We start from the raw sequence: 22,762 nt of genomic DNA, 5'->3' as shown, positions 1-22,762 counted from the left end.
TTATAACGCAAGCAGGGTGAAGTAAATACGGCCACGGCATCTTTGGCCGCATAAAGATATCCTTGGCATCCGAAATATGCAGAACTAGACGATTGTAAACAGTGGCAACCGGTCAATATCCAGCAAGACCACGCGGCGCTTCTTTCTGACGGGATCGCGGGTACAGACCAGGTAACGTCCAGCTCCCATTGCCTGTCTCATTGCGCATCCCCAGCGCAAATCCTTGTCCGACTCACATCGGAGGGAACTCTGGGCCGCTCGCTTCATTCTGGAAGGGAGGGACGAACCAGGGATGCGCACTATGAAATATCTATTCGCCTTCATCAGCGGCTTTTTCCTGACCCTCGTCATCTTCGTGAGCGGCGCCGCCGTCACTATTGTGTATCTGACCGCCGAGCCGGTTCCTGTCCGTCAGTTCAATGCGAGTTATTCAGGGCCATGGAGCAACGAACCCGTAAGGGTCAGCGCCAATCAGGAAGCTTTGCCGAAGAATACGAAACCCGCACCGGCGCCAGCCAAAGCAGGAATGCCAATGCAGGCGCAAGCCGCTGCCGATGAGCAACTCGCCGGATTCAACGCCGGGTCGACCATGGATCCTATGGAGTCGACCGTCGACCCTATAACCGCCTCGGCCGTAGCCGAGCCGACCTTTCAGCCGGCTTCGCAGCCCGACGCAGCGCATGTCGCATGGTGTTTGGAGCGATATCGCTCCTACAATCCCGAGGACAACAGATACACCGCCTATAGCGGCGAGCGACGCGAGTGCGTCTCCCCGTTCTCCGAAACTTCCAACGCTTTCGAAACACGGGACGAGCCAGAGCAGGTGGTCAGCGCTTCGTCAGAGGAATCCTCCGCGTTGGGCAACAGCTTCAGTGCGCCCCCAGCGCCAGCCTCTCACCTGGATCCGGCACATATCCAGTCCTGCTTTGCCAGATACCGCTCGTATCGGCCGGAGGACAATACGTACCAGCCTTACGGCGGCGGTCCTCGCCGGCAGTGTGAATGAACGCATTTCATCGAGGCCAATATCCATGGCGCCGGCACAGTCTTGACTGATTCTTAACGCCCCCGGCGCCAAAATTCGCAAAATGCGGGATAACGTCTACAAGTTCCGGCGGGTGAAATGGGGGGAGCCCAAGAAATTCAAGGTTCTGGCCGAGGATCTGGCTCCCAGAAGCCGCCCGGCGACCTTCACCGCACTGGTCTGCGTGCTTTTCCTGGCAACGTTCTGTCTCGCCTATTGGCTGGCGTGACGTTGGCCGCAGTGCCGCTTAACGGCGGGATATGCAGGCTGGCGCGTGCGACGGTAGCGATCCTATGACGACGGAGTGGGGTGCCCGGCTTTCTGCCGTTACCACCACTTCTGTGCATTCAACCAAGTTGGGGTTTAACGCTTCCTTGGGCAGGTGGATCTAGAGGGAGATCATAGAACTCTCCTACAATGAAAAGGCTGACACTTGGCAGGTCAGTTGTTTTTTGAGTTGCTGAACCCAGCGATCGCCGCAGTCCTAACCGCGACGTTTCTTCTTCTATGGTGGAGTAAGCCAACCCAAAAACATCTCTTGCTGCTTGGGATCGCATTCCTTTGTTATGGACTGGCTTTCGTGGCGAATGACTTTCTCGACGAATTCGAAGGTCCGGGTCTTCGCATTGCGGTCAACTGCCTCTTTCTTGGCGCGGTCCTGTCAGCCTGCGTGAGCGCTCTCATGCGCGTGAGAGCACGGGTGCCCGTCCTGGCTTTCGTGACGACGTGTGCGATCTGCGCTGTATTCTTCTACCGCTATCTCCTTGTCGTCCCTTCCGTCGAGGGGCGCATTTACACCGTGAACACTGGCTTTGCGGTCCTTTCTGCAGTGACCGGCTGGCTGCTGATACGAGCCGGAATCAGATCGAGTGTAGATCGGCTGTTCGTGGCCGTAACGATTTTCCTCTTCGCGATCGCGGTCGTACGGCCGACGGCCACTTTGTTCAAAGCCTTGGATGTCAATTCTTCAGGCTCCGTTCACGGGTCGGCCTACTGGGCAACCGTGCAGGCGGTGACGCCGTTGCTTGCCATCCTGATTGCGTTGACCTTCTTGGTGGCGGCGGCTGCTCAGATGCTCAACGAGCTTCGCACAGAGGTCGACCAGGACTATCTGACGGGTATCCTCAACCGTCGCGGTTTCGAGAGCAAGGTAGCCACGGCACTAAAATGCACTGCACCCGCGCCGCTTTCCTCGGCACTTATGCTCGCCGATATCGACAATTTCAAACAGATCAATGACACGTTCGGCCATGCCGTCGGCGATCAGGTCATAGCCGGTGTCGGAAGAGTTCTTGCCCTCCATGGCGCTGCCGATTTCGTCGGCCGTACAGGTGGTGAGGAGTTCGCGCTGTTCTACCACCAGACACGACGGCATGATCTGCTCGAATACGCCGAGCGGGTCCGCAGCGAACTGGACCGTGCAAGAATCACGGGGCTTCCGGATGACTATCCCGTCACGATAAGCATCGGCATCCATACGCGGCATCAGTCGGAGCAGCTTTCGGCAATGATGGCGAGTGCGGATCGATCGCTTTACAAGGCGAAGCAGGCCGGCAAGAACCGGGCGGTGATTGCGCCCATTCCGCTCAGCACGGTTGCGGGCCGACGGCTCTAGCCCATCAATCCGGCGGGTTGCGCGGATCATACATGCTGCACCGCTATCCGGTGAGGCCTTGCTGTGCCATATTTCCCCCGAAGCCGGGCCGCGACTGAGCGCGACGACGGCTTGCAGCCATCAAGGCGGGAGGAGAGAGATGGCGAATCTAATCGCTTTTCTGCTGAGCAACTTCACGCTGACTTTTCTCATAATCGCCGCGATTGCGACCGCGATCTCCCAATCGAGAGCGCGGGTAACGGGGCGCTCTGAGTTCGCTGAGTCGGCGCTGGCCTTCTACGCGCTGTTCGTGATCGGCTTCACGTTTCTCTATAACTTCGTCATGCACGTTTTCTTCGGAGACGTGGCCGCCTCCTTCATCGGGTGGGAGAACAGCCCGTTTCAAGCGGAAGTGGGCTGGGCGAGCTTAGGTTTCGCGGTCGTCGGTTTTCTTGCCTATCGCAGCGGCTTCGAAATGCGCCTGGCCGCCGTGCTGGGACCTGCTTGCTTCCTGCTTGGTGCAGCCGGTGGTCACGTATACCAGATGGTCACTGCCGGAAATTTTGCGCCGGGGAATGCGGGAATCATCTTCTACACCGACATTCTGGTGCCTGTGCTTGGAGCGCTTCTGCTCTGGATGCGCTATGGCGGGGCTCGCCGCCATCCTGCGTTGAACGCCTGACCTCGTTTCCGGCTGGGCCACTGCTGCGTCAGCCCAGCCGAGATCAAATTCCGGGAACCGCCACTACTTCTTGAGCGCGTCTCTGATCGCGTCCTTGGCCTTGCCGACGCCCTTCTGGACGCTGCCTTCTGCTTTATCGGCCTTGCCATCGGCGCGAAGTTTGTCATCGCCGGTTGCTCTTCCTGCGGCTTCTTTGACGCTGCCGCGCATCTTTTTTGCGGTACCCTTTGCTTCGTCCTTGTGCATCTGGCTCTCCTAGTTCGGGTCACGGCATCTGCCGGGACATTCGAACAAGCGGCGGGGCAAAAAGTTCGGCCCGGACCGCCTGTTGCAGCGGCGCAGATACCGGCTCTAAGATCCCTGTCGCTGGACTCCCCGGCGATGAACGTGCAACTTTTGCCGCTCTCGGCCGTTTTGGCTCTTTGGCTTGCAAAAGGGACGAGCATGCAGCCGCATTTCCAGCTTCCCGTAAGGATCGTGTTGAGCCCCGGCGAGAATGCCGAGGTTTGGGATTTGGAGCAGGCCATCGACATCGTTGCCCAGTTCCCGATCGAGAGCGATGCCGTCCTGGAACGCGCTTTTGACTCGTTCGTATCCGCCACGGAAGACTCCGAGCTTGTGGAAAACGCTTGGGAAGCATTCCTCGATTTTGCCGAGACCTACGGCATTCTGGCTTCTGATATGCCGGCGCCGGGAAGAGCATCCGACGGGCTGCGTTGCAGGCCCTAAACCACGTATCCCCTGCCATTAAGAGCACCTGACCCAATGCAGCACGCGCCACCATGCTGCGGGCCCGATGCGGGTGACCGCATTCATCGCTCCCTTCGCAAAAAGGAACGATCCAGGGGAACCAACCGCGGCCTCGGGTGTTGAAAGGCCGGCTGATATGGGGCGAAGCCACCGACAAAAACGACAATAACACGGCGAATACCATGAACGACAAAGCCTTTCCGTTGACCGTGCAAATTTCGCTCGGCGGTAATCTGCGCAACGTGGCGACGGCCTTCGAGGCACTAGAGTGCCTGCTTGGGTCATGGCCAATCACAAGATGCCGAGAATATCGCAGTGCCGTCCGGGCCTGCCGCGACTGCCTCGACGGGCTGAAAGCACCTTCCGCTGCCTTCCGCGCCTTCAGGGCGGCGTGCCGCGTCGCCGGCGTGCTGCCGACAGCCCATGGAAGGATGGAGGGCGAAGGCATTCATGCTTCCTTCAGCGCGCCGACGAAAGATTTGCGCTGGCAAAGCCATGGTTCCGCCATTGAGCCTGACGACGCAGCTACTCCAGCCGCGGGCGGTTCGGGCATCGCCCTTCAGAAGAGCTTGAAGACGGAAATCGTGGTCCAGCGCTGACATGCGTCGCCGCCAAGCTGCTCCCACAGGCGGACTTCCCAGGTCTGCGACCGCAGTCCGGTCGCTAGTAGAGGGCGGCGCGGCTGTTGATCCAGATTCCCGATGAAGGGAGCTCACGAGGGATTTCCTCAAGGGAACGTTGCGCCACCGGGGCTGTTGGGAGCCATCAAGCTCTAGGAGAAGCAAATGCACGCATTGAACATCATAACGCTGCTGCTCATCATCGTGGGCGGCCTGAACTGGCTGTTGGTGGGCCTGTTCCAGTTCGACCTCGTTGCGGCCATCTTCGGTGGCCAGGACGCAACGCTTTCGCGGATCGTCTATGTTCTCGTTGGCCTGTCAGCGATTTGGCAGCTCATACCATTCGTCAGAAGTCTCAGCGAGGGCGAGGTCAGGGCCGAGCGGAATGTGCACTGAGAAGACCTGTGCAGACGAGCCCCGGCCTTTAGGGCCGGGGCTTCTGCCGGGCTCGGGCTAGACCCGAGCGTCTTCCACATTGATGCGCCGATAGATCGCTTCGGTGAACGAATATATTGCAAATGCGATCAGGCCCAAGCCCATCAGCGTCAGAAGAAGCCACCCAAACGGCAGCCCTTGAATGAACTGGAGCGCGCCCTTGGAACTCGCTTCCTCGCCTCCCCGCACGGAGCGTGTGGCCAGCAAGAACGCGAGTACGAGGAACACCAGACCGCGCGCAATCAGTCCCGCCTTGGCGATCGGATTTATGACCTTCATGGTTTTCGCGTCTGCTTCGAGATAGCGGGCGTAGCGTTCGCGAAGAGCCTTCATCACATGGGCTATGCCCGCGCCGGCAAGAGCCAGAGCAAGCCCCGCCGAAACCCAGCGCGCGCCGACGAAGGAGGCAAGCGTGTCCGCCCATCCGCCGCCGCTACCGCCGCTTCCCGCACCTCTGGCAAGGGACCATGTGTAACTGGCGAGTGCCGCGTAGGTGATCCCGCTTATCGCGAGACCCGTTCGGATGGCGATACCCTTGGCAGTCTTTCCATGATGATCGGTATCGAAACCCGCCTGGATAAAACGCCACAGAGCATAGAACAGGAATCCAAAGACAAGCGCATAGGCAAGCGCATTGCCCGCCCCGCTGGACAGCAGCACCATCAACGCATCGCGAGAACCCATCGCTTCACCACCGCCGATCGCCGCGAGCGCAGCAAAAAAGCCAATCACGGCATAGATCAAGCCACGCGCCGCATACCCCGCGCGGGCGAGTGGTCGGAATGAATCTTTGACGTCCCGCAGCATGGTCCCTCCTCGCAGATATCAGGTGAGGAGAAATGCGCGGACGACTGGGCACGTTCCCTAAGGCAGGAACGTAATCGCCTCCCCCTCGCCCAACCGGGACGGAGCACGTGTCGGTTAAAGCTACGCCGGATCTCCGGTGTTTGCACCGGGATGCACAACCGCCTTCGGCTTCGATCACGCTCGAAGAACGCCTATGGTATTGTGGTGAAGTCCAGGCTCGGAAGTCCTGCAGGTCTCAGCGAGCGCTTCTGCGCAGCGATGCGGAACGGCGCATTCGCAGCGCCGTAGCCGCGGTAACTGCCGCGGCGCTCGACAATCTCAAAGAAGAAGCCCTCGCCATAATTGGTGCTGTAGAGCTGGAAATACTCGCCCTCGCCGTCACGGTCATAAAGAATGTTTTCCGCCCGCAGCCGGTCGGAGAAATCCGCATCAAGGCCGAAGCGGGCCTCGAGGTCGTCATAATAGTTGCGCGAGATTTCCAGTGCCTCGAAACCGTGTTCCTTCAGAGCGCGCGCCGTATCGAAAATGTCGCGGCAGGCAAAGGCAAGGTGCTGCACGGACGAGCCGAAACTTTCCGCGATGAAATGGCCGGCGAGCGTCTTCCGGTTCTCTGCGCCGTTGAGCGTCAGCCGCAACGCCCCATCCTCACTCTCGATGACCTGGCTGCGGACCAGCCCGGCAGGATCGACAACGTCGACCATGGGCGACTTACGGGTGCGGAAGATCGACGTGTAGAACAGGATCCACGTCAGCATCTCCTCATAATTCATGGTCTGGGCGACATGGTCGATTGCCACGAGCCCCGCATCCGCCTCCTTGCCGCCAGCCAGGGGCTCAAACTCGATTTCCCAGACACGCGAAAGCTCGCTTCTGCCGTCCAGGAAATAGATGACCCCGCCGCCGACGCCGCGGATAGCCGGTATGGCAAGTTCCCCCGGTCCATGCCGCTGCTCGAAGATTTCCGCGCCTAGCGCCTTTGCGCGAGCGACGGTAGCGGCGGCATCCTCCACCTTGAGCCCCATGGCATAGGCATTGGCGCCATGGACGATATAGGAGGAGTGCGCAAAACCTTCCTTCTCCGTGTTGATGACGATGTTGATCCCGCCCTGCCGCCAAAGGTCGACATCCTTGTTGCGGTGGCGGGCGACAAGGGCAAAGCCCATCGCAGAGAGCAGGCCGGCGAGTTCCCGGGCCTCCTCTTCATCCGCCGCGAACTCGATGAACTCCACGCCCTCAACCACGATCCTGTCGGGGATCGACGGCACGGAAAGCCGGATGCCGGGCTCGATGCGCGCAACCTGATCCATGAGGCTCACGAGGGACCGCCGCCCGTCGACGGAGATCGATTTCGGCGATCCGCCGCGGAACTGGTCGTTGAAGATTTCGAGCGAGAGCGGGCCATCATATCCCGTGGCCGCGACCGCCCGCATGAAGTCTACAACCGGCAGGTCGCCCTGCCCGGGCATGTTGCGGAAGTGGCGGCTCCAATAGAGCAGATCCATATCGATCTCGGGTGCGTCGGCAAGCTGGACGATGAAAATGCGGTCGCCCGGAATGGCCCGGATCGTCTCTACATCGATACGGCGCGCCAGCGTATGGAAAGAATCGAGGATCAGGCCGATATTGGGATGATCTGCCCGCCGGACGATCTCCCACGCATCACGATGGTCGTTGATGTGGCGGCCCCAGGCGAGCGCCTCATAGCCGACGCGAAGGCCACGTTGCGCAGCTCGCTCCCCAAGCTCGCGGAGATCCGTGGCGGCCCTATCGACGCCGCCGAGCGCCAGAGGCGAGACGTTCGAGCAGACGAGCATCAGGTCCGTACCCAGCTCCTGCATCAGGTCGAATTTGCGTTCCGCCCGGTCGAAGGCGCGCGACCGATGCGGCTCGGGCATCCCCTCGAAATCGCGAAAAGGCTGAAACAGCGTGATCTCGAGCCCATGGTCCCGCACCATGCGGCCCACCTCGGCAGGCGTCCCATCGAAGGCGAGAAAGTCGTTCTCGAAGATCTCCACGCCGTCAAACCCGGCAGCAGCGATCGCGGCGAGCTTCTCCTTCAGGTCGCCGCTGATGGAGACGGTGGCAATAGAAGTCTTCATCCTCGAATATCCCTCCGAGAAATGAACGTACTAGTTCGTACAATACTAGATCGGCCGGCGAGGATGCAAGTCAACCTGCGGATTCGTCGAGAAGCGAAAGCGCCTCGGGTTGGATGACGAAGCGCAAAACCATATCCACCGCATTCTTCCGCAACCGGCCAAGCGCCTCCTCCGAGCCGAAATCCCGCCCGAAAATCTTCGAGAAAGTCGTACGGTTTGAGACATTGAAGAAGCAAAGGGCGCTCACCTGCCAATGGAGTTCCACCGGATCGAGCCCGGAGCGGAACACGCCCTCCTCCACCCCACGCTCGTAGATCGCGGCAATGTTGTCGATGGCGGTTACGTTCAAGTCGCGGATCACCTCGGACTTGTCCAGATACTCGCCGTGATGGATGTTCTCGATCATCACCATCCGGATGAACTCCTCGTGCTGGTGATGGTGGTCGAAGGTGAATTCCACCAATCGCTTCAGCGCTTCAATCGGTGGCATTCCCTTCGTGTCGAGCTGGGCCTCGCCCTCGCGCACTCTTTGATAAGCGTTCTCCAGCGCCTTGAGGTAAAGCCCCTCCTTGTCGCCGAAATAATAATAGATCATGCGCTTGCTAGAGCGGGTCCGGGCCGCGATCTCATCGATCCTGGCGCCGGAAAGGCCGTTCAGCGCGAATTCGCGAGATGCCGTTTCTATAATGTCGCGCTTGGTGCCCTCAGGGTCCTGCTGCCGCTTCAGCGTATCGGAATCCCCGCCCCGCCTGGGCTCTGTCGCCATGGATTGGTGCCTTGTCTTCATTTTTGATTCCGTGTACTAACTATTTCGTACAAAGTGAAGCTTGCTCGCCAGGGGCAATTATCGGGCGAGCCGGAGGGAACACAAGCACGGCGTGCTCACCGCATGCCGTCTGCACTGGAAAAGCGGAGGAGAAGTGCCCGCAGCCGTTCATTCGATCGTCGCATCGTTTCGCGATCTCATTGCGGAGAAGCGTTCCGTTCTGCGCCAATCCGAATCGGACATGGTCGTGGGCCTCGTCGGGCGCTCCATCCAATCCTCCCGCACCCCCGCCATGCATGAGCGCGAGGCGGCGCGACTCGGCCTCAGCTCCACCTATGTTCTTGCCGATTTCGACAGGCTGCACCTCACCGACGACGACCTGCCGGCCTGCATCGCCGCGGCGCGGGAGCTCGGCTTCAACGGTCTCAACGTGACGCATCCGTTCAAGCAACAGGTGCTCTCCTGCCTTGGCGAGCTCGCAAGCGAAGCCGCCGCCATCGGCGCGGTCAACACCGTCGTCTTTTCGGGCGGCAAGGCGACCGGTCACAACACGGATTGTTGGGGCTTCGCCGAAAGTTTCCGGCGGGAGATGGTGGGCATCCCTCTCGACAGGGTAACCCAGTTCGGCGCCGGCGGCGCGGGGGCAGCGGTCGCTTATGCGCTGCTGGAACTCGGCGTAAAGAGTCTTTCGATCATCGATACGGACCCATCGCGCTCGCGCCTCCTCGCCGAAAAGATGTGTATGGCAACGGGCAAGGCCGTTCGGGCGGAAACGGATGCGGCGGCAGCGCTAAGGACGGCAGATGGGCTCGTCAACACAACGCCGGTTGGCATGGCGAAATATCCCGGCCTCCCCTTCCCCGCCGAATACTTGCGGCCCGGCCACTGGGTGGCCGAGATCATCTATTTCCCGCCGGAGACCGAGCTTCTGCGCCATGCGCGCCAGCTCGGCTGCAAAGTCCTGCCGGGCATCGGCATGGCCATCGGGCAGGCAGTCCGCGCCTTCGAGCTTTTCACGGGCCGCGCCGCAGACATGCGTGCCATGGCCCGTCATTTCGAGGCCGCGGCATGAACCTCGAATTGAAAAACCGCAGCATCGAAGTGCTCTTCAACGGGGCCGACCAGTTGGGCGAGACGCCGCTCTGGTGCGACCGGACCGGGCGTCTTTGGTGGCTCGATATCGAAAGGCCGAAGCTGCAGTCCCTCGACCCGGAGACCGGGACTTATGAGGCCATCCCTCTTCCCGGCACCTTCGCCGGGACGCAGGCGCTCACCCGGAGCGGCGGCCGCCTGCTTGCGGCCGATCTATCACTCTACCGGCTCGATCTCGAGACCGGGGAGAGGACGTCCTTTGCCACGGTGGAGACGGGGCTGGACAACCGCCTGAACGATGGTCGTGTCGATGCGCGCGGCCGGTTCTGGGTCGGCACCATGGACAACCAGCTCCATCGCGGCAATGGCGGGCTCTACCGCGTCGATCCGGACGGAACGGTGTCCCGAATGGAGGAAGGTGTGATCGTCGCCAACGGTATCGCCTTTTCGCCCGACGGACGCACGCTCTACTTCACCGACACGCGCCGCCACCTGAGCTATGCCTACGATCTGGACCTCGACGACGGTGTGATCACCAACCGCCGGGTGTTCGCGGATTATTCGGCGACCGGCGACCGCCCGGACGGCGCCTGCGTCGACGTCGAGGGCTGCCTCTGGGCGGCTTTCTTTGCCGGAGGAAGGCTGGTGCGCTACCGGCCGGACGGCGTGATCGACCGCACGTTCCCGCTGCCGGTCACCAACCCGACCTGCCTCTGCTTCGGCGGCAAGGACTACAAAACGCTCTTCATCACCAGCGCCACCAAGTTCCTGACTCCGGACCAGCGAGCGGCGGAGCCCTTGGCAGGCGCGCTTTTGGCTATCGAGGGGCTTGGGCAAGGTCTGCCCGAACATCGTTTCGGACACTAGGGAGGCAACAAATGGGGATAAAGTTCACGAGGCGGGCGCTTGCAGCGGGCATTGCTGCGCTCGGGCTGCTTGCGGCCGCGAGGCAGGCATTCGCCGAGCCGATAAAGCTGCGCTTCGCCGATTCAACCACGGCCGACGCACCGCGCTCCGTGGCGCTGGTTGACATCTTTGCCAAGCAGCTTGGCGAGGAGTTCTTGTTCGAGCCCTATTTCGGCAGCACGCTTTACAAGCAGGGCACCGAGATCGTCGCCGTCCAGCGCGGCAATCTGGAGATGGCGCTGATGCCGCCCTCCGATTTCGCCAAGCAGGTGCCGGCCTTCAGCATCCTGACCGCCGCCTATCTTGTTCGTGATGCTGCCCATCTCAAGGCGATATTCCAAAGCGACATCGGCGATGAGTTCAAGCGAATGGCCCGTGAGAAGATGGGCGTCGTCATCCTGGCGCCTGCCTATTACGGCACGCGCCACCTCAATCTCAAGGGCAACAAGAAGATCGAAAGGCCCGAGGACCTTGCCGGCGTGAAGCTTCGTATGCCCGGCGGCGAGGCCTGGCAGTTTCTCGGCGAATCGATCGGCGCCAATCCGGTCGCGATGGATTACGCGGAAGTCTATACCGGCCTCCAGACCGGAGCGATCGACGCCCAGGACAATCCGCTCCCCAACAACAAGCTCATGAAATTCCACGAGGTGACGGACCAGATCGTGCTCACCCGGCACAATGTCGGCTTCGGCCTGCTCCTCATCAACGCCAAGCTCTTCGATTCGCTGACGCCCGAACAGCAGCAAAGAATGCAGGAGGCCGCCGATGCCGCCTTCGAGTGGAGCGATGCCGAATACATCCGGCAGGAGGCGGAGCTCATCGAATTCTTCAAGACGGAGGGGCTCGACGTCTACGAGCCAGACATCGCGGCATTCCGGACCTATTCCAATAAGAAATATCTCGAATCCCCGCTTTCGAAGGACTGGCCGGAGGGAATGCTCGAAAGGATCAACGCGCTCTAACGCACCATAAAGGGAGGAAAACCATGGATATGACCACAAATCGCCGCCGGTTCCTGATCGGGACAGGCCTTGCGGCCGCTGCCGCCGCCTTTCCCGCCTTCGCCCAGGACAAGCCGAAGTTGCGCTTTTCTGCCGTGTTCTCGGAACAGGACATCCGCGCCGAGATGATGAAGCAGTTTGCCGACGCCATAAAGGACGATTTCACGTTCGAAGGCTATTATGGCGGCAATCTCTTCAAGCAGGGTACGGAACTCGTCGCCATACAACGCGGCAATCTGGAGATGGGCAACATCGCCCCGCAGGACATCTCCAAGCAGATCCCGGCCTGGTCCGTTGTGACGGCCGCCTATCTCTTCCGCGACGCGGCGCACCTGAAAACCTTCTTCAACAGCGATCTCGGTGCCGAGATGAAGAAGATGGCCGAGGACCAACTCGGGATCCGCGTGCTCGGCCCCACCTATTTCGGCGCGCGGCAGGTGGGTCTCAAGCCCGAGAAGGAGATCAGGACTCCCGCCGATATGGCGGGCATCAAGCTGCGCATGCCCGGTGGCGATGCGTGGCAGTTTTTGGGCGAGGCGCTCGGCGCAAATCCTGTGCCGATGGCCTATGCCGAGGTCTATACCGGTATGCAGACCGGCGCGATCGACGGCCAGGACAATCCGCTCCCCAATGTCGAGAACATGAAGTTCTACGAGGTGATGTCGCAGATCGTCATGACTTCGCATCTCGTTGGCTTCGACCTCCTGGTCGTCTCCAAGAAGGTCTGGGACGAGATGGACTCGGATAAGCAGGCGCGCTTCCAGGCTGCGGCCGATGCGGCGATCGACTTCAGCACCGAAAAGCACTTGGCGCACGAGGCCGAGCTCGTCACCTTCTTCAAGGAGAAGGGACTGAAGATCTACGAGCCGGATATCGCGGCCTTCCGATCATATGCGCAAGAAAAATATCTGGCTTCCGATCTCGCCAAGGACTGGCCGGAAGGCATGGTCGAGAAGATCAACGCACTCTGATCGACCGCATCGGAGGGTCGGAGCCCCAGGCATCCAGCCCTCGTGGTTAACCGCAGAAAATCCGGGAGGGGCGATGAACGTAACGAGAAGCAGCCTCGGCGGCTGGCTTTACCGGCGGGCCGAAAACGCGCTTGCAGCAATGCTCATGGCTATGTTCGCCGCCTTTCTGCTGCAGATCGTGTTCCGCTACGCGCTTAACCTGCCGATCGGCTGGACGAACGAGATCAGCGTCGTCCTATGGATCTGGATGGTGCTCTGGGGCGCGGCCTTCGTGCTGAAGGAGGAGGAAGAGATCCGCTTCGACCTCCTTTATGCCTCGGCAGGGCCACGGGCGCGCCGCATCATGCTCATCGTCTCCGCCCTCGCCCTCATAGCGCTCTACGGCATCTCATTTCCCGCCGTGCTCGATTATGTGACCTTCATGCGCGTGGAAAGCACCGCCTATCTCAAGATCCGCTTCGACTGGCTCTTCTCGATCTACATCATCTTCGTGGTCGCGGTCATCATTCGCTACATCTGGCTCTGCTGGCGCGCCATGTTCGGCCGCGCGCCGCAGGAATTCGATCCCGCCAAAGCAGGGTCCGGCCTATGAGCTTCGCCAGCCCGTTCTCCATATCGATCGTGGCGATCACGGTCCTCGCCTTCCTCGGCCTGCCGATCGGCCATTCGATGATCGCAGGCTCGATTCTCTATCTCCTGCTCGCCGGTCTCGACATGGGCACAGCCGCCGAGCAGTTCCTCAACGGGATGTATTCCAACTACATCATCCTGGCGGTGCCGCTCTTCATCCTGGCAGCGGAACTCATGAATATCGGCTCCATGACGGAGCGGCTGTTGAAGTTCTGCGATGCGTTTGTTGGCCGCTTCCGGGGCGGACTGGCGCATGTCAACATCCTGCAAAGCATCATCTTTGCCGGCATGTCGGGTTCAGCGATCGCGGACGCCGCCGGCACCGGCAAGATGATGCAGAACATGATGACCGCCAACGGCAAGTATCGTGCAAGCTTTGCCGCCGCACTGACCGCGGCCACCGCCGTGATCGGCCCGATCATCCCGCCTTCAATTCCAATGGTGCTCTATGCGCTCGTATCGGACGCCTCCATCGGCTATCTTTTCCTGGGCGGCATGGTGCCTGGGCTCCTGATGGCGCTCGCGCAGATGATCATCGTCGTGCTCGCCGCCCGGCGCGAAAACTTCCCGGTCGAAGAGCCCACGCCGCTGCGCGCACTACCGGGCATCACCTGGCGCGCATTCCCGACACTGATGATGCCGGTCGTCCTTCTCGGCTGCATCTACACCGGCGTCACCACGCCCACCGAAGCGGCGGCGATCGCCGCCGCCTATGCCCTGATCATCTCGGTGGTGCTCTATCGCAGCGTGAGTTTCCGCGACTTCTACGCCTCGGTCCTCGCAAGCGCACGCACAAGCGCCTCCATCGGCATGCTGATCGCCGGGGCCCTCGTCTTCAACTACGTCGTCACGGTCGAAAACATCCCGAACGAGATCCGGGCGCTGCTCACCGCGTGGGACCTCTCGCCAACCACCTATCTCATCCTGGTCAACGTACTGCTTCTGCTGCTTGGTTGCCTTCTTGAAGGTACGACGATCCTTCTCGTCGTCGTGCCCGTGCTGGTCCCGACCGCACAAGCGCTCGGCATCGACCTCGTCCATTTCGGTGTGGTGGTGGTGGTCAACATCATGCTGGGCCTGATCACACCACCTTACGGCCTCCTGCTCTTCGTCATGACACGGATCGCTGAGGTCCCGATCAAGGATCTCGTTAGGGATGTGCTCCCCTTCCTCTTCGCCATGATCGGCGCACTCGCCCTCATCACCTTCGTTCCTGAAACGGTGCTCTGGCTGCCTCGTCTCCTGGGCTATCAGGGCTGAAAGGAAATCCTATGATCACGAAGCCGATCTTCGTTCTCAATGGCCCCAATCTCAACCGTCTCGGCAAGCGGGAACCGGAAATATACGGCACGACGACGCTGGCCGAGATCGAGGCGATGTGTCGGAAGGCTGCGGGCGACCGCCCCGTCCGCTTCCATCAATCGAATTTCGAGGGCGAGATCGTCAACTGGATCCACGAGGCGATCGACGAAGGTGCTGCCGGCATCATCATCAATCCGGCCGCGCTCACCTTCACCTCCATCGCAATCCTGGATGCACTGAAGATGTTTCCCGGCCCGATAATCGAGCTTCATATCTCCAACATTCACCGGCGCGAGTCTTACTATCACCACTCCTTCGTATCCAAGATAGCCACCGCCGTCATGGCAGGCTTCGGTCCGGAGGGCTACGCCATTGCCGTTCAGGCGATGGAAGGGTTTGCGGCTCGGAGGACGGCCTGACCGGCAAACCTGCGATCCGCACCGGACAGAAGGTGCTTACTCCGCAGCGTCGCGCTGGGTCTCGTCGGGCGCATCGGGATGGCCCGGCGCCGTCTCGCATCCAAGATCTGGGAAGGCGAGCACGCGGCGTCCGTGAAAATCGGTGCGGGCGACAAGCAAGCCGCGCTCCTCGAAATAGGCAAGCAGGCGCCGCGCCCGGCGGGGCGAGTGGCTGCCATAGGCGCGCGCCAAAGCGGCATCGGACGGGCACGGATCGTTGTTGGTTGCCGCGCGGGCGACCATCAAAAATATGCCCTGAAGATCGTCGGGCAATGTTTCAGAGAGGGACAGCGCCATCGCCCAGGTTTCACCCTCCGAGCCTTCATCGACGCCGGCGCGGGCTATCGCCAGCCGACGGCGGAAAGCGGAAAGCGGCAGTGGCTCGCCGGGCACGCGGCGGATGCGGCTGCGCACCAGAAAATCCTGATAGAGCACGGCATCCGAGCGGAAGGCGGCATCGGGATCTTCGAGGATCTCGCGCAGCACCGCATCGATGCCGGCTTCGCGCTCCGCCTCGTCGATGACGGCAAAAACCGGCTCGGCCGGCGGTTGCGGGACCAGCCTCGGCCGCGACAGTTGCGTCAAAATCTCGTCTGTCGGAATCGGCTTTGGCGGCGGTCTTCGCACCACCGGAGAAGCTTCTTCGGGGCCGGGCATGAAGATCAGGTCGCGGGCGTCCTCCGGCGCCTCCGGCAGTGGCATGAGTTTCGGGCTGGTCGAGCGCGCAGAGGTTTCGACGGGGCCGATCGTGATCGGCAACGGGCGGCGCGACAACGCAGGGCCCAGCGCGATGAAATTTCCGCGGGCAAGCTCGCGGAACATTTCGGCTTGACGCCGATCCATTCCGAGCAGATCGGCGGCGCGCGCCATGTCGATATCCAGGAAGGTGCGCCCCATCAGGAAATTGGACGCTTCCGCCGCGACGTTCTTAGCAAGCTTGGCCAGACGCTGGGTGGCGATGACGCCCGCCAGGCCCCGCTTCCGGCCGCGGCACATCAAATTGGTCATGGCGCCCAGCGACAGCTTTCGCGCATTGTCTGAGACTTCGCCGGCAACGGCAGGCGCGAAAAGCTGAGCTTCGTCGACGACGACGAGCACGGGATACCAATGGTCACGCTCGACGTCGAACATGCCGCCGAGGAAGGCAGCCGCCGCGAGCATCTGCTGCTCGACATCGAGCCCCTCCAGATTGAGCACGACGGAAACGCGGTGCTGCCGCACGCGGCCGGCAATCCGCGTCAGCTCCGCTTCGGTGCGGGCGGCGTCCACCACCTGGTGGCCGAATTTTTCCGCCAGCGTGACGAAATCACCTTCGGGGTCGATGATGCATTGCTGCACCCAGGGCGCGCTTTGTTCGAGCAGGCGACGCAGCAGATGCGACTTGCCCGACCCGGAATTGCCCTGCACCAGCAGGCGGGTCGCGAGCAGCTCTTCCAGATCCAGCTCCGCCACGGCTCCGCCGGCCGCGGCGCCCATGTCGATATTGACCTTCATCCGGCACCCCTTCGAGCACGTCCTTAACATCCGCCGCCTCGCAGAGCGAAGCATCGCCGCGGAGATTCCCACAGGCACGATGGCGCAGGCGAAGATTGTGTGTATCAGCGCCTTTCTGCTTGAGGCTTCCGCTTTACCAAAGTCTCCGCCAAATCAGCCCCCTGCCTCGACCAGACCAGAAGCTGCAACAGCAGGTTCCGCAGCGCAGGATTGACCGCAGAACATCCGAAACATATATGGTTCGTATATTGATCGACTTGGGAGTTGCCCATGGGCATCGTAAAAATCGACGACGACCTGCATGAGGAAGCCCGCCGGGCCAGCACGGTGATGTGCCGGTCCATCAATGCGCAGGCCGAATTCTGGATGAAGATCGGCATGCTGGCGGAAGCCAATCCGACCCTGTCTTTCAACGAGATCGTCAAGATGCAGTTCGCCGCGGCGAATGTGCATGTGGCGGATTTAACTGCCGCCTGACATGGTGAAATCCCCAGACGAACTGGCGCTCATGCGCCTATCCGGCCGGTTGCTGGCGTCCGTCTTCGAGATGCTTGACGGGCAGGAACTTGCCGGAATGTCGACCTTGCAGGTGAACGATCTGGTCGAGCGTTTCATCACCGTGAATCTCGCCGCACGTCCGGCCAGCAAGGGGCAGTATGGCTTTAACTACGTCCTGAACTGCTCGATCAATCATGTTGTCTGCCACGGTGTGCCCGATGCGGGTGAGATCATCCGCGACGGCGACATCATCAACTTCGACATCACCCTGGAGAAGAACGGATTTATCGCCGATTCGAGCAAGACCTACCTGGTCGGCAACGCCTCGCCCGCCGCAAAGCGGCTCGTGCGGGTCGCTCACGAAGCAATGTGGAAAGGCATCAGGCAAGTGCGGCCCGGAGCACATCTGGGGGATATCGGCTTCGCGATCGAACGGCACGCCAAAAGAAACGGCTTTTCGGTCGTGCGGGAATATTGCGGACATGGCATCGGCCGCGAGATGCACGAGGAACCGCAGGTGCTGAATTACGGGCGGCCCGGAACCGGCCTCGAGCTGCGCGAAGGCATGGTTTTCACCATAGAGCCGATGGTCAACCAGGGCACCCGCAGAGTCTCGACCGAGAGCGACGGATGGACGGTCGTCACCAGGGACCGCAAGCTCTCCGCCCAATTCGAGCATACGGTCGCGGTCACGGGGACGGGCGTCGATGTCTTGACCCTGCGCCGCGACGAGATGCCAATGCTAGCGAGCAGCGTATAACACACGATGCGGAAGCGTAAGCAGGTGTCCATCTGCTGTTGATGGACACCCGTCCCCGCATGAGCAGCGCCCGTCACGAAGCGCCGTTTGCTCGCGGCTGATAGGTCATTGTCCTTACCACATCCTGCGCGGGGCGCTTCTCTCCCGCGAGCACCTCGAAATCGAGGTGGTTCTCGGGAGGCGCCACCGGGCAAGTCACGAAATTAGTGAACGCGCATGGCAGCGCCACCGCGTAGTTGAAATCGATCCAATCGATACGGGTGTTCGTTTCGTCCGCAAATTGCAGCTCGATGACGCGGCCCGCACCATAGGTGATGGGGCCGCTGGTCTGGTCGCGAATATGTGCCACGGGCTGCACGCCGGTCGCCGTCTGCTTGCCGATCAGCACGAGGCTATAGCTTTTGCCTTTGTGCTCGAACGTGAACGTGCCGATGCGCGGCGTCGATTCACGCACCCCGGCCTCCACGGTTTCGGCCTCGAATTCGGTGAGCGCGCTCGGCGTATAGAAGCCGCGGATGCGCCATGCGGGATCGTAGTCGAAAGCGGTGACGCCGGCATCCTCAGGCCGGATCGCCTTGAGCGGATCGCGGACGCGCACGCCATAGAGGGGGTGGCCATCATGGTTGCTGCGCAGGATCGTCTCGACTTCCTTCAAGCCGAAATAGACCGGCACGCTCTTGCCGTGGCCATAGGTCTGGTTGCGGCCTGGGACAATTTCCACGGGCTCAGAGGGGTATTCACCGTTCACTGAAAGGTTCGGTCCCGAGGCAGGCGGAGTGAACATGATGCGGCCCTCTTCGACCGACCAGGTTCCGGGAAGCAGATCGAAGCTGACGCCCTTGTCGTCTGCTTCCAGCCAGTACTGGGCAACGAGTGAGGTCCAGCCGTAGGGACGGAACATCTTGGCTACATGGGCGTAGCGCCATTCGCGCCACTGGCCTTCCAAATGTTCTCTTGTGGGCATGTTCGTCTCCCTTCAAAAATTCAGGTGTTTGCTTGAGAGCGCTGGTGGCCTGCGGACCCGCTGACCTCGTCGAGGAAAGCGAGCATTCCGCGCCAGGAGCCGTCATTGGCTTTGGCATTGCCGGAAGGCGTGCCACCATTCGTGTAGGGCACCTTCGATACCGGATGAACGCGGACCAGCTGCGTCGACGGCACGATCGGCAGGTTGATGGCGTGCCCGGCATCGTCGAAATCGAGATGGCGGACCAAATGAGGATGGTCATGCCGACGCAGGGTCGAGACCACCATGCGGGAATAGAGGCTGGACGGCCAGGCTCGATCGTCGCGACCCGAGATCAGAAGCACCGGGCCTGCGATGTTCTCGACCGGGATACGCGCCCGCGTGGCCAGCTCCCTATCCTTCAGCCCCTCGAAAAAAACCGAGTGGTGCCGGCTGGGCGGTGCGTCGCCCGCCCAGGGATGCCAATGGACGGCACTGTTGTCCTGCCACAGATGCGGCAGGGGAACGCCACCTCTGGTCCAGGTTGCACCCTGCCAGCCGCCGCGTGCGGGATCGCCGGCACCCTGGGCGCCATGCACCATGGCACCGGGCACAAATGCGATCACGGCCGAGACCAGATCCGGGAAGGTGGCGCCCAGCAGTAGAGCGAGCTCGCCGCCGCGCGACTGCCCGCTGACAGCGACGAAACCGTCTTTCGGCTGCAGCTCCCGGCGCACCCAGTTGAGGCCCGCCTCAAGATATTCGAGCGGAGTTTCCGTGATGAAGGGCGACAGGCCCGGTGCCTTGAAATAGGCGAGCGCAAAGGCCTGGTAGCCGCGAGAAGCGAGCAGTGCTGCGCGCGGCTCGTTGATCCCCCCGCCGGAGCCGTTGAGCACCATCACGACAGGATGGGGGCCTTGGCCCGAAGGCGTAAAGAGCGTGCCCACCAACCCGTCCTCGCGAATCTCCCGCCGCTCCACGCCTTGTGCCGCGAAGCGCTGGTAGAGTTCGGCCTCAGCCTGGACGCCATCGGCGGTTTCGGCCGTAAGCTTCGTCAGCAGTGGCTCCATGACATCATCGGGAAAGAGTTCGGCGCTCGCGCCGTCCACCGGTTGCTGGCTCCAGATCAGCCCCATGGCCGACACTTCCGCGTAATCGCCGCCAACCGGGGCGTCGCGCGTCAGATCGATCATGCCATGCGCATCGGCCATGAAGGTTGCCTGGCTCATCCAGTCAATGCCCCCCGCGCGCTGCGTGCGGGCCGATATGGCGACGAGCTCGTCGGGAGCCAGGCCGGAAACGATAATCCGGCGCGGCTCATCAATCAGGCCATGGATAGGATCGATCGAAAAAACCGGGGTCGAAACTGGCTTTGCAGTCATCAGGTTCACCATCTTTGCGGGTCGGTCAGCTTGTCCGGATTTCCACATCTGGAGGAGGATTGCCGGAGGCAGTGAAGCGCCGCATCATCAGCCTGTCTGACCTGTCATCCGGACGAGATAACTTTCCAAACGCTCTGCAAAAACACTGTCCAGCACGGCATCGGGCGGCACGCTGCCGCCCCGTGGCCAGTGGCCGCCTCCATCGGTCCAATCGGTCTTCAGCGCGGCAAGTTTGGCCTGCCAGTCGACGCCTTCTTCCGCCCTGGCCGGATCGAGCGCGATGATGAAGGCGCCCCGACCTTTTGGATCGCCCCTGCCCCCGCCGGCGGCGCCGGCCATGAGCTCGACCACCAACCCGAGCAGCGAGCCGATCTGCCCGCCGCGCGGCAGCAATGCCGCAACCTCGGCGGCAATCCTGGTCGGCCGTCCTTCTCTGTCGACCGCGATTCCCTCGGGCATGGGCGTGCCGGAAGCACGCGCGTTGCGAATATCGGCCATGGTGGCTGTGCTGCTGGCGACGTCGATTATCACACGGTCGTCGCCCTTCCCCATGGCGAGGGCAAAGGGATTCGTGCCGATCACCGGCCGGGTGCCGCCGAAAGGTGCAACGAAAGGCGGACCCTCTGCTCCCGCCATTCCGATGAGGCCGGCATCGGCAAAATGGCGAACGAAGGGCGCGAGCCGGCCAAGTCCCCTTACGCCCCGCAGGAAGACGGCGGCGATGCCGAATTGCCGCGCAGCCTCAGCCAGATCGAGCGTAGCGGCGGCGACCGCAAGCGGCGCAAAAGCGGATGAGCAGTCGAGCCAGCTTATGCCTTGCCGGCCCTCGACCGTCGGTACGGGCGCAGCATCGGCTGTCCACTCATCGAGCATGGCAATACCAAATCGCGGCAGGTCGAGCGCGTCCGCCTCGATCAAAGCCGAAGCTGCGAGCTTTGCTGCAGGGCCACCGCCCAGGGCGGTCGACAACCGATCGATGGCATCAGAGACCGCGATCATTCGCCCGCACCCCGCGCATTGCCAAGCTGGATCTCGCCTTCCGACAGGTAGCCCAACGTCATCAGGCGCTCGATCAGGAACTCTCGGCTGCTTTTGATATGGGCAGCCTCGATCGCGGCGGCCCGCTCGCCGTCGCCCGCCTCGATCGCATCAACCAGCGCCGTATGCTCTTCGGAATGCTCCCCCGTCTTGACCGAGAAATCGATTGCGAAGCGCAGCAGGCGTTCGAGCTCGTCGAACAGGCTCTCCGAGAGAGTGACGATGCGCTTGTTGCGGCTGCAGCGGGCGATTGCGATGTGAAAGCGGCGAGCGACCTGTTGCATCGTGCCGACATCGAGGGGAGCGGCATATTCCGAGACGATCTGGCGCAGCACCGCGATATCTGCCGCAGTGGCGTAGCGCGCCGCCTGCCTGGCCGCATGCGGCCCGATCGCCGCGCGCAAGTCCAGGATTTCGTGAACCGCCTGAAAGGTGATCGGAGCGACGCGATAGCCGCTGCGCGGCAGAATGGTTACCAGCCCGTCGGCGGCGAGCTTCTGCATGGCATCGCGCACCGGTGTCTTCGAGACGTCGTACTGACGCGCGATGGAGGCTGCATCGAGCGTCGCTCCCGGTGCGATCTCGCAACGCATGATCTCCTGGCGGAGCGCCAGGTAGATGCGCTCCGAAACAGATGCAGGAGCGGTGGTGGCCGAACCGGCATCGAACGTCATGCGATAGCCCCCGAGCCCTTCAATGCTTCGCCCAGGGCACGAAACGCCGCTCCAGCGCTTCGAGCGCGAGGATGGTGAGATAGCCCATGACCGAAATCACCACGATGCCGACGAACATCCGCGACACCGCGAAAGTCTGCCAGGATGCCCATATGAAGAAGCCGACGCCACTGCGGGCACCCAGAAACTCCGCGGCGGCAATGATGATGTAAGATGATCCGGCCGCAAGCTTCAGCCCGGTAAAGATGCTCGGCATCGCCGAGGGCAGCGCGATGCGGCGGAAAGTCTGAAACTTCGTTGCTCCCGCGTTGCGCGCGACATCGAGATAGATCTGCGGGATCTGCATCACGCCGCCGAGCGTGTTGTAGAACATGAGGAAAAACACGCCGATTGCGATGACCACGAATTTCGAAGCATCGCCGACGCCGAAGATCAGCAGGATGAGCGGCAGGATGGCGATCTTCGGCACCGGATAGAGCGCCGCGAAGATCGGCCCCAGGACACGCCGGATACGGGTGGAGAGACCGAGGATCAGGCCAAGCAACACTCCGGGTATGGCGCCCATCGCATAGCCGACCGCTACCCGGCGCAGAGTCGCCCCGATATGCTCGAAAAGCTCCAGGCTGACGATCATCTGCCAGGCCGTACCTGCGATGGCGCTCGGCGGCGGGAAGAAGCGGCGGTCGATCAGTGCAGCCTGCGCCGCCACCTCCCAGATCAGGAGGAGCAGCAGCGGGCTGAAAAAGGACAGGATGCGATAGATGTTCTCGCGGCGTGCGGGCGCCTTAAGGCGCTCGATCTCTTCCGGCGAGAGAGAAGGATGGGCGGTCGTCATC

General features: G+C 61.7%; 26 protein-coding genes. 16 read left to right on the top strand and 10 right to left on the bottom strand.

What is annotated here, in order from left to right:
• Nucleotides 1-301: 301 nt before the first annotated feature.
• From CHEJ32_RS0108820 to CHEJ32_RS0108805, 4 genes are all read left to right on the top strand, one after another.
• A complete protein-coding gene (locus tag CHEJ32_RS0108820; RefSeq protein ID WP_034658093.1) occupies nt 302-1,006 on the top strand; it encodes a BA14K family protein in 705 nt (234 codons plus the stop codon).
• Nucleotides 1,007-1,088: 82 nt separating this feature from the next.
• Nucleotides 1,089-1,253: a hypothetical protein gene (locus CHEJ32_RS27085; RefSeq protein WP_156936651.1), complete on the top strand. Its 165-nt coding sequence runs from the start codon at nt 1,089-1,091 to the stop codon at nt 1,251-1,253.
• Between the two features lie 351 nt (nt 1,254-1,604).
• Nucleotides 1,605-2,639 (top strand): GGDEF domain-containing protein, encoded by a 1,035-nt coding sequence (locus tag CHEJ32_RS26190; RefSeq protein ID WP_156936650.1) that lies wholly within the window; start codon nt 1,605-1,607, stop codon nt 2,637-2,639.
• Between the two features lie 139 nt (nt 2,640-2,778).
• Nucleotides 2,779-3,300, top strand: coding sequence for a DUF6790 family protein (locus tag CHEJ32_RS0108805; protein WP_028033545.1), 522 nt, complete (start codon nt 2,779-2,781; stop codon nt 3,298-3,300).
• 63 nt (nt 3,301-3,363) lie between these two features.
• Here the strand turns inward: CHEJ32_RS0108805 and CHEJ32_RS0108800 are convergent, their stop codons facing one another.
• A complete protein-coding gene (locus tag CHEJ32_RS0108800; protein ID WP_028033544.1) occupies nt 3,364-3,546 on the bottom strand; it encodes a CsbD family protein in 183 nt (60 codons plus the stop codon).
• A 135-nt stretch (nt 3,547-3,681) separates the two neighbouring features.
• Here CHEJ32_RS0108800 and CHEJ32_RS0108795 point away from each other — a divergent pair, with 135 nt between their 5' ends.
• The 3 genes from CHEJ32_RS0108795 (at nt 3,682) to CHEJ32_RS0108785 (ending at nt 5,066) form a co-directional block, all read left to right on the top strand.
• Nucleotides 3,682-4,029: a DUF982 domain-containing protein gene (locus CHEJ32_RS0108795; protein ID WP_028033543.1), complete on the top strand. Its 348-nt coding sequence runs from the start codon at nt 3,682-3,684 to the stop codon at nt 4,027-4,029.
• A gap of 203 nt (nt 4,030-4,232) precedes the next feature.
• Nucleotides 4,233-4,649, top strand: a complete 417-nt coding sequence (locus CHEJ32_RS26185; protein WP_156936649.1) for a DUF982 domain-containing protein — start codon at nt 4,233-4,235, stop codon at nt 4,647-4,649.
• A gap of 186 nt (nt 4,650-4,835) precedes the next feature.
• Nucleotides 4,836-5,066 (top strand): DUF378 domain-containing protein, encoded by a 231-nt coding sequence (locus CHEJ32_RS0108785; RefSeq protein ID WP_028033542.1) that lies wholly within the window; start codon nt 4,836-4,838, stop codon nt 5,064-5,066.
• Nucleotides 5,067-5,123: 57 nt separating this feature from the next.
• Here CHEJ32_RS0108785 and CHEJ32_RS0108780 read toward each other — a convergent pair whose 3' ends face one another.
• From CHEJ32_RS0108780 to CHEJ32_RS0108770, 3 genes are all read right to left on the bottom strand, one after another.
• Complete coding sequence (locus CHEJ32_RS0108780) at nt 5,124-5,912, bottom strand: DUF1206 domain-containing protein (protein ID WP_028033541.1); 789 nt, start codon at nt 5,910-5,912, stop codon at nt 5,124-5,126.
• Between the two features lie 191 nt (nt 5,913-6,103).
• Nucleotides 6,104-8,011, bottom strand: a complete 1,908-nt coding sequence (locus CHEJ32_RS0108775; RefSeq protein ID WP_028033540.1) for a bifunctional sugar phosphate isomerase/epimerase/4-hydroxyphenylpyruvate dioxygenase family protein — start codon at nt 8,009-8,011, stop codon at nt 6,104-6,106.
• A gap of 70 nt (nt 8,012-8,081) precedes the next feature.
• Complete coding sequence (locus CHEJ32_RS0108770) at nt 8,082-8,777, bottom strand: TetR/AcrR family transcriptional regulator (RefSeq protein ID WP_028033539.1); 696 nt, start codon at nt 8,775-8,777, stop codon at nt 8,082-8,084.
• Between the two features lie 154 nt (nt 8,778-8,931).
• Here CHEJ32_RS0108770 and CHEJ32_RS0108765 point away from each other — a divergent pair, with 154 nt between their 5' ends.
• From CHEJ32_RS0108765 to CHEJ32_RS0108735, 7 genes are all read left to right on the top strand, one after another.
• Nucleotides 8,932-9,849, top strand: a complete 918-nt coding sequence (locus CHEJ32_RS0108765; protein WP_245261032.1) for a shikimate dehydrogenase — start codon at nt 8,932-8,934, stop codon at nt 9,847-9,849.
• Complete coding sequence (locus CHEJ32_RS0108760; protein ID WP_034658092.1) at nt 9,846-10,736, top strand: SMP-30/gluconolactonase/LRE family protein; 891 nt, start codon at nt 9,846-9,848, stop codon at nt 10,734-10,736. Before CHEJ32_RS0108765 ends, CHEJ32_RS0108760 begins: the two co-directional genes overlap by 4 nt.
• A gap of 11 nt (nt 10,737-10,747) precedes the next feature.
• Nucleotides 10,748-11,737: a sialic acid TRAP transporter substrate-binding protein SiaP gene (locus CHEJ32_RS0108755; RefSeq protein ID WP_028033536.1), complete on the top strand. Its 990-nt coding sequence runs from the start codon at nt 10,748-10,750 to the stop codon at nt 11,735-11,737.
• Nucleotides 11,738-11,760: 23 nt separating this feature from the next.
• Nucleotides 11,761-12,747: a TRAP transporter substrate-binding protein DctP gene (gene dctP, locus CHEJ32_RS0108750; RefSeq protein ID WP_028033535.1), complete on the top strand. Its 987-nt coding sequence runs from the start codon at nt 11,761-11,763 to the stop codon at nt 12,745-12,747.
• Between the two features lie 73 nt (nt 12,748-12,820).
• On the top strand, nt 12,821-13,339 hold the full coding sequence (locus CHEJ32_RS0108745) for a TRAP transporter small permease (protein WP_028033534.1): 519 nt from the start codon (nt 12,821-12,823) through the stop codon (nt 13,337-13,339).
• Entirely contained in the window at nt 13,336-14,637 is a 1,302-nt protein-coding gene (locus CHEJ32_RS0108740) for a TRAP transporter large permease (protein WP_028033533.1), read from the top strand. The genes CHEJ32_RS0108745 and CHEJ32_RS0108740 overlap by 4 nt, the downstream gene beginning before the upstream one ends.
• Nucleotides 14,638-14,648: 11 nt before the next feature.
• Nucleotides 14,649-15,098: a type II 3-dehydroquinate dehydratase gene (locus tag CHEJ32_RS0108735; RefSeq protein ID WP_156936648.1), complete on the top strand. Its 450-nt coding sequence runs from the start codon at nt 14,649-14,651 to the stop codon at nt 15,096-15,098.
• A gap of 36 nt (nt 15,099-15,134) precedes the next feature.
• Here the strand turns inward: CHEJ32_RS0108735 and CHEJ32_RS0108730 are convergent, their stop codons facing one another.
• Complete coding sequence (locus tag CHEJ32_RS0108730) at nt 15,135-16,631, bottom strand: ATP-binding protein (protein WP_028033531.1); 1,497 nt, start codon at nt 16,629-16,631, stop codon at nt 15,135-15,137.
• Between the two features lie 270 nt (nt 16,632-16,901).
• Here CHEJ32_RS0108730 and CHEJ32_RS0108725 point away from each other — a divergent pair, with 270 nt between their 5' ends.
• Nucleotides 16,902-17,108: a ParD-like family protein gene (locus CHEJ32_RS0108725; RefSeq protein ID WP_028033530.1), complete on the top strand. Its 207-nt coding sequence runs from the start codon at nt 16,902-16,904 to the stop codon at nt 17,106-17,108.
• Nucleotide 17,109: 1 nt separating this feature from the next.
• Entirely contained in the window at nt 17,110-17,889 is a 780-nt protein-coding gene (map, locus tag CHEJ32_RS0108720) for a type I methionyl aminopeptidase (RefSeq protein WP_028033529.1), read from the top strand.
• A 73-nt stretch (nt 17,890-17,962) separates the two neighbouring features.
• Here map and CHEJ32_RS0108715 read toward each other — a convergent pair whose 3' ends face one another.
• From CHEJ32_RS0108715 to CHEJ32_RS0108695, 5 genes are all read right to left on the bottom strand, one after another.
• Nucleotides 17,963-18,853: a DUF1684 domain-containing protein gene (locus CHEJ32_RS0108715; protein WP_028033528.1), complete on the bottom strand. Its 891-nt coding sequence runs from the start codon at nt 18,851-18,853 to the stop codon at nt 17,963-17,965.
• A 20-nt stretch (nt 18,854-18,873) separates the two neighbouring features.
• Nucleotides 18,874-20,214: an acyl-CoA thioesterase/BAAT N-terminal domain-containing protein gene (locus tag CHEJ32_RS0108710; RefSeq protein ID WP_028033527.1), complete on the bottom strand. Its 1,341-nt coding sequence runs from the start codon at nt 20,212-20,214 to the stop codon at nt 18,874-18,876.
• An 87-nt stretch (nt 20,215-20,301) separates the two neighbouring features.
• Nucleotides 20,302-21,213 carry an Ldh family oxidoreductase gene (locus tag CHEJ32_RS0108705; protein WP_028033526.1) on the bottom strand — a complete coding sequence of 304 codons (912 nt, stop codon included), beginning with the start codon at nt 21,211-21,213 and terminating at the stop codon, nt 20,302-20,304.
• Nucleotides 21,210-21,926, bottom strand: coding sequence for a GntR family transcriptional regulator (locus CHEJ32_RS0108700; protein WP_028033525.1), 717 nt, complete (start codon nt 21,924-21,926; stop codon nt 21,210-21,212). Before CHEJ32_RS0108700 ends, CHEJ32_RS0108705 begins: the two co-directional genes overlap by 4 nt.
• 19 nt (nt 21,927-21,945) lie before the next feature.
• Nucleotides 21,946-22,761 carry an ABC transporter permease gene (locus CHEJ32_RS0108695; RefSeq protein WP_028033524.1) on the bottom strand — a complete coding sequence of 272 codons (816 nt, stop codon included), beginning with the start codon at nt 22,759-22,761 and terminating at the stop codon, nt 21,946-21,948.
• Between the last annotated feature and the right edge of the window lies 1 nt (nt 22,762).

The sequence above is a fragment of the Chelativorans sp. J32 genome (assembly GCF_000518985.1).
GTDB lineage: Bacteria > Pseudomonadota > Alphaproteobacteria > Rhizobiales > Rhizobiaceae > Chelativorans.
The sequence above is the reverse complement of the archived record's forward strand: the minus strand, read 5'-3'. Positions and strand labels throughout refer to the sequence as shown.